This window comes from Sporosarcina sp. 179-K 3D1 HS, assembly GCF_047228905.1.
Taxonomy (GTDB): domain Bacteria; phylum Bacillota; class Bacilli; order Bacillales_A; family Planococcaceae; genus Sporosarcina.
The window spans coordinates 444570-456018 of record NZ_JBFEGI010000001.1 but is presented as its reverse complement, the minus strand read 5'-3'; the positions used below and the strand labels follow the sequence as shown (position 1 = coordinate 456018).

Here is an 11449-nt window from a genome sequence, read left to right as displayed (position 1 = left end):
TCCACTAGAAAAAAGCTGTCCCAGAACTTAATGGGACAGCTTTTCTTTTTCCAAGTAAAAGAATTCCGGCGTTTCGTTGTGCTTGAATAAAGTGATGAGATGACCTTCCACTTTTTCGAATTGGCCTACCTCTGCTTTTGCCGGATCTACATGGATTGGAGTGATAAATGTAGATTTCCGAACATTCCTTGCATGTAGTTGGAACGGGATATTCTCCAGGTTCAAAGGAGTTTTATTTTCTAAAATATTGGACTCGATTCGTACCAAGTCCTCAGCGAGCATATCATTCTCCCACCAGATTTTCCGTGGTTGAAACGTATGGTGTGCCAAGTAATCGAGTTTCATCAGACTGCGCGCGATATCTATGTCGGCTTCGGTTTCATGTAATAGAAATTCGTTCAGTCGTGTGAAAAGATCCGCAAGTTGGTGGCCAATACGGGACCAACCGCGGTTGTCCCAAAAGGTGCCGAATTGCTGAAAGAAGTCGAAAGGAGTTTCAAATACAGACGTTACGAGATATTCAATTGTCCTCGGAGTCCGGTTGTCATTCCAATATTTCTCCAAGACATCTTCCGTATGTTTGATGCGCAAAATATCATCAAAAGACAACACATTATTTGAAACGATTTCATAGGGTGCTACGTCAATATACTTATATCCATATTCTTCCGCTTGGATCCGAAGGCCTGTCCCGCGCAACAATTTTAAGAATCCCAGTTGTAGCTCTTCAGGGCGCATGGCAAAGACATCGTTGAAAGTTTGCCTGAATGAGTCATAATCCTCTTCAGGAAGCCCGGCGATTAAGTCGAGATGCTGGGCGATTTTTCCGCCTTGCTTGACCATAGTCACCGTACGCGATAGCTTTTCGAAATTTTGGCGGCGTTTGACAAGTTCGTTTGTCAGATCATTTGTCGATTGGACGCCGATTTCAAATCGGAATAACCCGGTCGGCGCATTGTTGTTTAGAAAATCGATCACTTCGGGACGCATGATATCGCCGGTAATTTCAAACTGGAATACCGTTCCCGGCTGATGCTCGTCTATTAAAAATTGGAACATTTCCATGGCGTAGCTCCTGCTAATATTAAATGTCCGGTCGACAAACTTGATGTTTTTCGCGCCGTTCGCCATTAAATAACGGATATCTTCTTTTATGGCTTCCCGATTGAAATAGCGAACACCGACTTCAATCGAGGAGAGGCAGAATTGGCACGAAAAAGGACATCCCCGGCTCGTTTCAATGTAAGTCACCCTTTTCGACAAATCGGCAATATCCTCCTCGAACCGGAACGGAGAAGGCAGCTCTCGTAAATCAAGCTTCGGACCGGGAGCCGTGAATTTCAATTGCCCGCCGTCCCGGTAGGCCAATCCTTGGACAGAGGACCAGTCGCGCTGTTCCGCATAGGCTACCAATAGCTGTTTGAACGTCCGTTCCCCTTCACCGATGACAATGGCATCGATTTCCGGGACGCGTTCCAACCAGTAATCATAGTCATAGGTAACTTCGGGTCCGCCCGCGATAATCAACACATCGGGCTTCACTTTTTTCAGCATTTGGATCACGCGGATGGATTCTTCAATATTCCATATATATAAACTGAATCCGACAATATCCGGTTGTTTTAAATATAAATCCGACACGATGCTCATCGTCGGGTCTTTGATGGTATATTCCACAATAGTTGGGTCGAATTCCGGCGCAGCATAGGATTTCAAATAGCGGATGGCTAGGTTCGTGTGGATATATTTTGCATTTAATGTTGTTAAAACAATATTCATTGTAAACTCCTCTTTATATTAATAGTAAGCTGATTGATGTAACAAATGAAATATAGGACTAATAAGCTATATCAATCAGACTGAATATATGGAATAATTTGAACTAGCGAAGATTGGACAAATTTAACTTTTCCGCATAATTCAACGGCATTTTTCATACTTTCTTTTAAAGGTTAGGAGGAATACGCTTGAAAGATAATAAGGAAAACGTTGATACACATCTCTCATTCTTAATTGACAATTCGCTCAGCCCGAGTGCTATTCTAGATATGGATGGTCTTTTTTTACATGTAAACGACGCATTTCGCGAACAGTTTGACAGCGAGCAGGGAAAAATGTTGACAACAATTCTCGCCGAACCAAATGAGATGCAGTGGACTTCATTTGATTCTCAAACCACTCAAAGCGCTCCCTTAGAAACCGACATGAGTATGAAGTTGAAAAATGGCGATCATACAACGGTGAAAGTAAAGTTCATGCCTATCTTAGATAAACAGCAGGCGATTATGATTTGTGAAGTGCCTGATAAACATGATCTATCCGAAAAATCATATTTACATGCTTTCCGACATGCCAAGTGCTTCATGATCATTGCGGATAACGAGGGCACAATCCTTCAAGTGAATGATAAAACTATGGAATTCGTCAATTTGCCGAAGGATTATTTTACTGGAAGGCCGATGGATGTCCTATTTTTGCTATTTTCAGAGCAACCGGAATCCATCCGGCATTATATACAAAAAGTAAGAACGTATGGATGCGCTGAAATGTGGAAACGATTCGAACGATCACAAGGTGATGCCCGCCATTATCATATTACCTCTTTTTATAATTTGGATACAGAACAATTTTTAATTAGAATCTATGACCAGACGGAGTTAATTCATCTGGAAGAGAAATTGGCACATTCCGACTCCCTTTCGACAGTCGGGGAACTTGCCGCCAGTATTGCACATGAAATCCGAAATCCGATGACGGCTTTGAAGGGATTCATTCAGTTATTACGCATTGCGACACCGGAAGATTCCTTGAAGTATTTATCGGTCATCGATGGCGAGATTGAAAGGATGGAATCGATTTTAAGCGAAATGCTATTATTATCCAAGCCGGCAACTAGCAAACAAACCATCTTTTCGCTGGAAGTCCTGGTCAATGACATGATTCAGGTCGTACAGCCGAAAGCGCTCATGGAAGGGATCACCATCATTCAAAAAGAGACATCCTTGACTGACTCCCTCGTCATCGGTGATGCGGCTAAGCTCAAACAGGCAATCCTCAATTTGTTGAAAAATGCGTTTGAGGCCATTTCAAACCGAGGAATCGTGACGGTCAGCATAGACCTTGACGAGAAGAATCGGGTTGTCTTATCGATAACAGATACGGGAGAAGGAATGAGCATGAAACAGATCAAGCAGATGTTTATGCCATTTGTTTCATCGAAGCCAGAAGGGACCGGCCTTGGCCTGCCGTTCGTCTTAAAAACCGTGGAAAGCCACGGTGGTGAAATTACGGTCCAGAGTGAGATCAATTCCGGAACTACCATTTCACTATACCTTCCTTCCGCCCATGAAAAAATGCCGATTGAAGTGGCTCGTGCCCACAAAGTTGTTTCTTAATTCAATTGTACCACCTTTTTGCTAAGCTTTTTGACAGGGGGCGCAGCAAGCCGTTATAATTGGGACGAATCTCTTTGAACGGAAAAAGGTGGTACGAACAATGACAACTGAAATAGAACGCGCCTTAAAGCTCTACGTTGTACTGTCGAGAGCAAGTAAAGTCGTGTCTGAAGAGGCAAATAAAACGATCGAAAAACATGGATTGAATCCGACGGAATTTGCGGTGCTCGAATTATTGCATCACCGAGGTAGGCAGCCAATCCAGAAAATTGGACAGAAAATCTTATTGCGCAGTGGGTCCATGACGTACGTAGTAGATAAATTGGAGAAAAAGGGTTTACTGGAACGCATATTTTGTAAAGAAGATAAACGTATTACCTATATGTCTATTACAAAAAGTGGAGTGGACTTAATCGAATCGATTTTTCCCGAACATGCGGAGAATATTATGTCGATCATGTCAGGGCTTTCGACGGATGAACAAGAAACCGCCATCCACGTTCTACGGAAGCTTGGACTATCCGTTAAAAATTTATCGTAGAGAAAGCCGTCACGAAGAACGGCTTTTGCGCCAAAAAGCGCAGCGTTTGGCAGCACATTTTTGCGCTAATTTGCGCAGCGTTTAGCAGCACGGCTTTTGCGCCAAAAAGCGGCATGGATAGAGGTATCCATGCCGCCTTTTCGATTATGTTTATTTCTTTTGAATGGTTTCTCCCATTCTTAAGAAGTTTTCGAAATGTTTTTCATCCGGGGAGTCGAATACCGTGAGCCGGATCAATTGGCCATCTCGCTCAAAAACTGTGCTCGTCACTGTCACAGAATCTGTTTGGGCTGAATAGGCTACAGCATCTTTAATTCCATCGCCTTGCGGCAGTTTAACCTCATCCGTTACTTCCTCTGGAGTTTGTACGTCTGTTGCAGCGCTGACAAGTTCTCTCGTGTTTTCAAGAAATTCATCGACAGTTACCTCGGAAGCGGACATTGTTTCAATTCGCATGAAGATCGCACTATCATCATCAACCATCAAACTGTCTTTCCCAGGCTCTTCGCTTGTTAAACTATAGCCTGGCAGGACCGAGATGGCAAAATCCTGTTCATCGCTCTCCGTCCGGACAGCATCGGTCAACCCGTTTGCTTGCTCATCGGATGGTTCCTCTGCAGTCTCTTGTCCGCTTTCAGCAGGTTCACTCTCATCCGTCACCGTTTCTTCTGCAGGTGCGCCATTATTGGTTTCTTCCACCACTCCAGCAGGTTCTTCCTTTTCTCCGGCCGGATTTTCGTTGCCGGCCTCCGTTCCACATGCTGCTAGAAGAAGAGCTGTTGCAAGTGAAACGGAAAGTAATTTCCATTTACTTTTCATAGAAATTCCCTCCTTACACAATTGGACGATAGGTTGACATGAAAGTTTCATTTCTCATTTCCGTGAATGATTTTATAACGCTTATGGTTGACGACCGTTTTCTCTTCCATTTCGAGCTCATCAAAATTTTCCATATATGTGAGGTCCACAATGACCGAGTTCTCATTCACCTTTTCCACAATACCTTGCAACCCATCTTTAAATTCTATAATATTTCCCACTTCCGCAATATTCATAGATCGCATCTCCTTTACATCCACCATAGGCGGTTTCGAGTTTACTTCTCTAGTTTGCCTTAAATTAGAGTGAAGGTAAAGGGTTTTCTTTATAACAAGTTATTGAGGACTTTTTAATTTTCGATATATTCACGAAATGTTTCTTTGTAACGCTTCTAGGGTAGGTGTATAATTAGGAAATCAGTCATTATTTAGAAAGGTCGGAGGAATTAAGCTTGAATTGCAGTTTAGATGAAGAAATTGAGCAGGTTAGGAGTAAGTTGATTGAATCTGTTGAGCGGCTGGGGAGGACATCCAGTGAGACGATTGAGCTAAGTCGGAGGTTAGATGAATTGATTAATAAATCCATCAACCAAAAAGAAACAAATTGTAAATAGATAGAGCTACCTGTTAAAACGCTTGATATAACGCAGTGGATTAAATGGATAAAGCGAGAAAAAACTGATTTCTAAAAAAAATGTTGCAAAAAATGTTTAGAAAGCGAAAAAAACGGGGACATTATAATTGAACACAGCAACATTCTCATTTCCCCCTTTTGTGGACGGACTCCTCTTTGAGGATCCGTCCTCTTTTTTGTCGTATATTGGCTCATGGTGGTAAATGACAGTTATTTTGTTACGATAGAAGTATATATTTGGGAAGGGGGAGAAAGAAGATGAAGAAACGGATTGCTTTTATTGGCGCAGGTGTCATGGGGGCCAGCATTGTGAGACATTTGCTGCAAGCCGGGTACGAAGTCGTGATGTTTACCCGAACAAAAAGCAAGGCTGAGCCCTTAGTGAAGGAAGGGGCCACATGGGCGGACTCGGTCGGAGCAGCTGTTGTGGATTCGGATTTCATCTTTACGATGGTTGGCATGCCGAAGGACGTTGAAGAAATCTATTTTGGGGAAGAAGGAATCTTATCATCCGGCCGCAAGGGACAGATAGTGGTTGACATGACCACGTCAAGCCCTTCATTGGCCAAACAGATTGCAACGGCTGCAGAGGAGAAGGGCATATCCTCGATCGATGCACCGGTCTCGGGTGGAGATATCGGAGCCCGGAACGGTACTTTATCCATAATGTGCGGAGGGGATAAGCAAGTGTTTGAAAACATATTGCCGATTCTATCCGTCTTTGGAGAACAGATTATTTATCAAGGAGGGCCTGGCGCGGGCCAGCATACAAAAATGGCCAATCAGATTGCCATTGCAACGAATATGATCGGCGTTTGTGAAGCGATTGCCTATGCGCAAAAGGCAGGACTCGACCCGGGAGTTGTATTGACTTCCATCACTTCTGGGGCAGCCGGTTCTTGGTCATTGACCAATCTTGCTCCCCGTATGCTTGAAGAAGACTTCGCCCCAGGGTTTTATGTCAAACATTTTTTGAAAGATATGGATATTGCATTACAAGAAGCCGAGTTGCTCAATTTGGATTTACCGGGACTTCAAATGGCTAGAGAAATGTATAGTGAATTAATTAAGCAAGGATATGGAGAAAAAGGAACTCAAGTGCTATATAAGCGATATGAAGGACAATGAAAATGTCGATTCGCCTGTAAGAGGGCGGATCGACATTTTTAGTTGCCGTCTAAATAGGAAGAACGGAAGCCCTTTGTCTGATTCACAGGGCGAACATTTCGTTTTGGGATGGGACGTTTTAACTTTTGTTCCCTCTCTGGTTGCAAGCCGAGGAAGTTGGTCAAGAGCTCACGCGCCTGGTTTAAGCTCATTCGCTCTTGCGGATTGCGGGTATTCCGGTCTTGTTGGCCTAGATGAGGCAGAGATAGGAAGTCTTCTTTTTCAGGGACAGTGTGGAAGAGGAAATCTTGGCACTGGACGAGTACCGTGGAATGTTGCTTGCTTTGTTTTGGGTTATCGACAAAATGCAGACCGATCTTTTCGGCGAATCCCTCGCTGATCAATTTTTCGAGCGCTTTCTTTTTAAGCGCATAGAGTTGGCGATTATCGGGAGCCGTTTTTGCATGTCGATTGACAACATAAATGGCAATTGCCAATTGCCGAACAGATTGGTTACGCTTCAAATGAATCCTCCCTTTATCTTTATTCAGAGGCATCCTCCCACTTCTATTGGTGGTGATGAATATAAATCTGTTTGACGCCAAGGCGTCCTTAATTATACTATTCGTCTAAACCTCAGTCTATTGTAACAAAAAGGCGAACAAGTGTAAATCTTTCGACAGGAAAAGTTAAGAAACTGCTATATTTACGTTATAGATGATAGTATACTAGAATTAAATAGGGAGAATTTCCTGATATTCTGTATTGAATTTGTATGGTAGGACGGAGGCGCCCATGGGATATATTGATGTTAAGCATACTTATGACAAAATACTATCATCCACCTTATTCGATAGCCCTTTCCACATGGTGACGTTAATTGGAGAGAATGATCGGAATGAGTTTGAAGTACTATACGGTAATCAATTAGCTCAACAATACTTTGTAAACACGGCAGGTGCTGTTTCTGCATCTGAATTTTTTGGGGTACTCTGGAAGCCGATCAAATTGAAACTACGAAAATTACTTGCTCAAGGTCATAATAAAGCGGAAATCGAGTGGGAGTGCGAAGGAGTATCGACGTTATTCGAGCTCTTTTTCCAAGTTGTAACATTGGAATGCGGCAAAGAAGTGATTTATTTAGAAATGAATGAACGACAGGATATTGCATCGGAACGAGAACGTCAAACCGAGCTGGAAAATAAATATATGTCATTTATTGACCGGAATTTAGATCCGATTTACACAATTGGACGAGATCATACGATTCTTTATGCCAATCAGGCGGTCTTTGATGTTTACGGATATCGAATGAAAGAATTGTCAGGACGATCTATAGTAAACTTATTTGAAGAAGAAAAAGTGAGTGAATTCAAACAGGTGATCGCCCGGGTTTTGGATGGGGAAACCGTTGATTTTGAAGATGTTTCATTTTTTCATAAGAACGGTCATTTCATACCGACATATGTTAAAGCAATCCCGATATTAATGGATGGCTATGTGACTGAAATCCATCTGATTGTGCGAGATACGTCCTTGCATCATGAAAATAACGAAAAACTGTTTTTCCTCTCTAATCATGACCAATTGACAGGCCTTTGGAATGGGAATGCGATGAAATCACATTTTGTCGAGGATACCATCTATTCGCAAAAGACGGGAGAAAGTTTAGCGTTTCTCCATCTTGGACTAGATCGGTTCAAATTGATCAATGAATCGTTGGGGCATAACGGAGCAGATGAAATCTTGAAGATCGTGGCTGACCGATTGAAGAAGATTTGCCCGGTTGGCGCAAAGTTATACCGCAAAGGCGGTGATGAATTCCTAATGACTTTGCCAAACCATACCACACCTAAAACCGAAAAACTGGCTCAGCTGATTTTGGGTGATTTTGCAAAACCGTTCTATTACAATCATCAGGAATACTTTATCTCGGCGTCTTTGGGCATTTCCGTTTACCCGGAAGATGGAAAGACACTTGAAGATATATTGAGGAAATCGGAGCAAGCGTTACGGTTTGTCAAGAAGCGAGGCCGTTCCCATTATCGATTTTACCAGGATCGAATGAATTCTTCATTCCCGGATGAAGCACTAATGGAATCTCATTTGCGCAGAGCGATTGAATTAGACGAACTTTCAATCCATTACCAACCGCAAGTCGACTTGCGAACGGGCCAAATCAGCAGTTTTGAAGCATTGCTACGATGGAATAATCGGAAATTCGGTTTTGTGTCGCCGGGGCAGTTCATCCCAATCTTGGAGGAATCGGGATTGATTCACGAGATTGGCGATTGGGTGTTGGATAAAGTCTGCGACCAATTGAAAGAATGGCAAAATAAGAAATTCCGCTTTGTGCGAATAGCAGTTAATATTTCACCGCAGCAGTTCCGGATGGAAACGTTTATAGATAAAGTGAAAGAAAAAATCATCCATCACGGTATTGCTCCTTCTTCATTGGAAGTAGAGATCACCGAGAGTTCTTTGACTGACATGGATGAGACGATCACTACGCTCCAAGAATTAAAGAAAATTGGTGTGACCATCGCAGTGGATGATTTCGGCACCGGCTATTCGTCCCTCAGTTATTTGAAACAATACCCGATTGACATTATTAAGATTGACCGATCTTTCATTAAAGATATTGAAACGGATGTCAAGAATGCCGCTATTGCGCGAACAATTATAAATCTAGCCCATAATCTCGGCATGGATGTTATTGCGGAAGGTGTCGAAAAGGAATTACAAGCCCAAATCCTGTTGGAGGCAAATTGTTATAAAGCACAGGGTTTCCTCTATAGCAAGGCGGTGCCGGCGGAAGTGATTGTGGAAAAATACTTTTCCCCAACAAAATAAAAGAAACGAATGACTTGCAATTGAGGTCATTCGTTTTTTTATTCTTTGTGTTCAAACTTCAGTGGATCACTCAATAATTCTTATACAGCGCTCATACTTCTTGTACCGCAATTTGGCTGCTTATACTCACTATTAAAATAGGAAGATTTTGAAGAGATTGAAAAATACATCTTGTTTCCTCTCGTCAAACAATTACTTACATGATACAATGATGAATGAGTATTCATTCATAAGTAAAAAGGGGGAATTTGTATGTCGGATGAAAAAGTAATGATTGTGACGGGCGGTTCGAATGGAATGGGGAAATATATGGCGAAAAAATTTGCAGATGACGGATGCCAAGTTATCATTACAGGCAGGGATTTGGATAGACTAAAAGCGGCGCAACAAGAAATCGGGGAACGGGCGCATGTTTTTCAAATGGATGTGCGGGATATTGAATCTGTCCAGGCCATGGTCGCTTTTGCGGATGAAAAGTTCGGACGAATTGATGGTTTGGTGAATAATGCCGCTGGAAATTTCATTGTTCGCGCAGAGGATTTAAGCCCGAATGGATGGAAAACCGTCATTGATATCGTGTTGAATGGCACGTTCTATTGCACGAGTGCCGTTGGAAAGTATTGGATCGAGAAACAGCAAAAAGGCGCCATACTAAATATGTTGGTTACGTATGCTTGGGGAGCGGGAGCCGGTGTCATCCATTCCGCAGCTGCCAAAGCGGGCGTCATGTCCATGACCCGGACGTTGGCAGTCGAATGGGGACATCGCTATGGAATCCGTGTGAACGGCATTGCCCCGGGCCCGATTGACCGGACGGGAGGAGCCGAAAAGCTATGGGAGTCGGAAGAAGCGGCGAAGCGGACACTTGCCTCCGTTCCACTTGGAAGACTCGGGCAGCCCGAAGAGATTGCCGAATTGGCTTCTTTTATTATGTCCGATAAAGCAGCTTATATGAATGGGGAAATCGTAACTTTGGACGGAGGACAATGGCTCAATCAATTTCCGTTTTAACATATGGCACAATTTTGCACGGTTATTTTTTTGAAATAGGTGCATCCTTTCCGTAAAGGAGGATGTCGTATGGACATTTGGTCTATTCCTATGGCAATTGTCGTTTTGATCATAACGATGATTACGATCCGAGCGGTTCGCAAGTGGCAGAGTGTCGATCCTGTTGTGAAAGGACATGACAGTTCGATTCCGGAAGCGATCGAGGAGCATCCATTCGGTTTGAATCCGATCATCTGGGTCATTTTGGTTGTGACCATTTTCATCGGTATTGTCATTTTCTATTATGCATTCACCTCTTCTTTTTAGATGGCAGAACCTCTTCAAATTAGAAGAGGTTTTTGTTTGAAAAGAAGGTTTGGCGGCTCTACTTGTGGTATGATAGAAATGAAGTTTGAGTAAGCTTAGCACAGCTAGAGAAGGAGCCGATTTACATGATTTCTGTAAACAACAGGGATTTTCTTTTTATGCCCGTTTCGGACTATATCATTTCATCTGAGAAAGTTGCACATGTCCAGGTCGGAAATAATGCAGAACACGCCCTTCTTGTCCTGACAAAAACAGGATATTCAGCCATCCCTGTTCTGGATGCGAAATATCATCTGAAAGGACTGCTTGGCATTGGCATGATCACCGACTCTATCTTAGGACTGGAACGCATCGAATATGAACGATTGTCCGAATTAAAAGTCGACGAAATTATGCAAACCGACATACCTTCGATTCTAACGACCGATCGATTCCAAAAGGGTCTAGACCTTCTGATCAATCATACTTTTTTATGTGTGACGGAAGAGGACGGTACTTTTGCAGGAATATTGACACGACGCGTTATGCTGAAAAAGTTTAAAAAATATATCTATTCTGTTCCACAATAATTGTTTGGAAGAATCGTATGGAATGGCGGAAATGCACAAATTCTCATCAGTGATGATAACGTTTACGTTGGGGGACGCTCAATCGTTATCATTATCCAGAAGGGAGTCCCGGCTCACTCACAGGTGAGAACAATAGTGGACAACATAAGAGGAAGGGCTCCGGGGAGGGAGCCTTTTTCTTTTTTATATTTTTCTCTAACTAAGGATAAGGTTCT

The 11449-nt window shown here is 42.7% G+C and carries 12 protein-coding genes; 8 read left to right on the top strand and 4 right to left on the bottom strand.

The window, feature by feature from the left end; translation table 11 throughout:
* Nucleotides 1–27: 27 nt before the first annotated feature.
* Nucleotides 28–1779: a B12-binding domain-containing radical SAM protein gene (locus tag AB1K83_RS02250; RefSeq protein WP_413056520.1), complete on the bottom strand. Its 1752-nt coding sequence runs from the start codon at nt 1777–1779 to the stop codon at nt 28–30.
* 188 nt (nt 1780–1967) lie between these two features.
* Between AB1K83_RS02250 and AB1K83_RS02245 the strand changes: the two genes are divergently transcribed.
* Both AB1K83_RS02245 and AB1K83_RS02240 read left to right on the top strand, forming a co-directional pair.
* Nucleotides 1968–3395 carry an ATP-binding protein gene (locus AB1K83_RS02245; RefSeq protein WP_413056519.1) on the top strand — a complete coding sequence of 476 codons (1428 nt, stop codon included), beginning with the start codon at nt 1968–1970 and terminating at the stop codon, nt 3393–3395.
* Between the two features lie 100 nt (nt 3396–3495).
* Nucleotides 3496–3936, top strand: a complete 441-nt coding sequence (locus AB1K83_RS02240; RefSeq protein WP_413056518.1) for a MarR family winged helix-turn-helix transcriptional regulator — start codon at nt 3496–3498, stop codon at nt 3934–3936.
* Nucleotides 3937–4086: 150 nt separating this feature from the next.
* Here the strand turns inward: AB1K83_RS02240 and AB1K83_RS02235 are convergent, their stop codons facing one another.
* Nucleotides 4087–4755 carry a hypothetical protein gene (locus AB1K83_RS02235; protein WP_413056517.1) on the bottom strand — a complete coding sequence of 223 codons (669 nt, stop codon included), beginning with the start codon at nt 4753–4755 and terminating at the stop codon, nt 4087–4089.
* 47 nt (nt 4756–4802) lie between these two features.
* Complete coding sequence (locus AB1K83_RS02230; protein ID WP_413056516.1) at nt 4803–4991, bottom strand: YkvS family protein; 189 nt, start codon at nt 4989–4991, stop codon at nt 4803–4805.
* Nucleotides 4992–5206: 215 nt separating this feature from the next.
* On the opposite strand from AB1K83_RS02230, the gene AB1K83_RS02225 reads away from it, so the two are divergent.
* Nucleotides 5207–5368, top strand: coding sequence for an aspartyl-phosphate phosphatase Spo0E family protein (locus tag AB1K83_RS02225; protein WP_413056515.1), 162 nt, complete (start codon nt 5207–5209; stop codon nt 5366–5368).
* A gap of 278 nt (nt 5369–5646) precedes the next feature.
* A complete protein-coding gene (locus AB1K83_RS02220; RefSeq protein ID WP_413056514.1) occupies nt 5647–6516 on the top strand; it encodes an NAD(P)-dependent oxidoreductase in 870 nt (289 codons plus the stop codon).
* A gap of 38 nt (nt 6517–6554) precedes the next feature.
* Here AB1K83_RS02220 and AB1K83_RS02215 read toward each other — a convergent pair whose 3' ends face one another.
* Nucleotides 6555–7019 (bottom strand): YkyB family protein, encoded by a 465-nt coding sequence (locus AB1K83_RS02215; protein WP_413056513.1) that lies wholly within the window; start codon nt 7017–7019, stop codon nt 6555–6557.
* 271 nt (nt 7020–7290) lie between these two features.
* Here AB1K83_RS02215 and AB1K83_RS02210 point away from each other — a divergent pair, with 271 nt between their 5' ends.
* The 4 genes from AB1K83_RS02210 to cbpB all read left to right on the top strand — a co-directional run bounded on the left by AB1K83_RS02210 (nt 7291) and on the right by cbpB (nt 11234).
* The gene (locus AB1K83_RS02210; RefSeq protein ID WP_413056512.1) at nt 7291–9348 is read left to right on the top strand and encodes a putative bifunctional diguanylate cyclase/phosphodiesterase; all 2058 of its coding nucleotides are present in this window, start codon (nt 7291–7293) and stop codon (nt 9346–9348) included.
* A 252-nt stretch (nt 9349–9600) separates the two neighbouring features.
* On the top strand, nt 9601–10359 hold the full coding sequence (gene fadH / locus AB1K83_RS02205) for a 2,4-dienoyl-CoA reductase (RefSeq protein ID WP_413056511.1): 759 nt from the start codon (nt 9601–9603) through the stop codon (nt 10357–10359).
* A gap of 69 nt (nt 10360–10428) precedes the next feature.
* The gene (locus AB1K83_RS02200; RefSeq protein ID WP_413056510.1) at nt 10429–10665 is read left to right on the top strand and encodes a hypothetical protein; all 237 of its coding nucleotides are present in this window, start codon (nt 10429–10431) and stop codon (nt 10663–10665) included.
* Nucleotides 10666–10790: 125 nt separating this feature from the next.
* The gene (cbpB, locus tag AB1K83_RS02195; RefSeq protein ID WP_413056509.1) at nt 10791–11234 is read left to right on the top strand and encodes a cyclic-di-AMP-binding protein CbpB; all 444 of its coding nucleotides are present in this window, start codon (nt 10791–10793) and stop codon (nt 11232–11234) included.
* Nucleotides 11235–11449 lie beyond the last annotated feature (215 nt).

Bases quoted from the DNA above. Each gene is read 5' to 3' on its own strand.
- AB1K83_RS02250 (WP_413056520.1), bottom strand. From the start codon at position 1,779: ATGAATATTGTTTTAACAACATTAAATGCAAAATATATCCACACGAAC.
- AB1K83_RS02240 (WP_413056518.1), top strand. From the start codon at position 3,496: ATGACAACTGAAATAGAACGCGCCTTAAAGCTCTACGTTGTACTGTCG.
- AB1K83_RS02200 (WP_413056510.1), top strand. From the start codon at position 10,429: ATGGACATTTGGTCTATTCCTATGGCAATTGTCGTTTTGATCATAACG.
- AB1K83_RS02235 (WP_413056517.1), bottom strand. From the start codon at position 4,755: ATGAAAAGTAAATGGAAATTACTTTCCGTTTCACTTGCAACAGCTCTT.
- cbpB (WP_413056509.1), top strand. From the start codon at position 10,791: ATGATTTCTGTAAACAACAGGGATTTTCTTTTTATGCCCGTTTCGGAC.
- AB1K83_RS02230 (WP_413056516.1), bottom strand. From the start codon at position 4,991: ATGAATATTGCGGAAGTGGGAAATATTATAGAATTTAAAGATGGGTTG.
- AB1K83_RS02220 (WP_413056514.1), top strand. From the start codon at position 5,647: ATGAAGAAACGGATTGCTTTTATTGGCGCAGGTGTCATGGGGGCCAGC.
- fadH (WP_413056511.1), top strand. From the start codon at position 9,601: ATGTCGGATGAAAAAGTAATGATTGTGACGGGCGGTTCGAATGGAATG.
- AB1K83_RS02210 (WP_413056512.1), top strand. From the start codon at position 7,291: ATGGGATATATTGATGTTAAGCATACTTATGACAAAATACTATCATCC.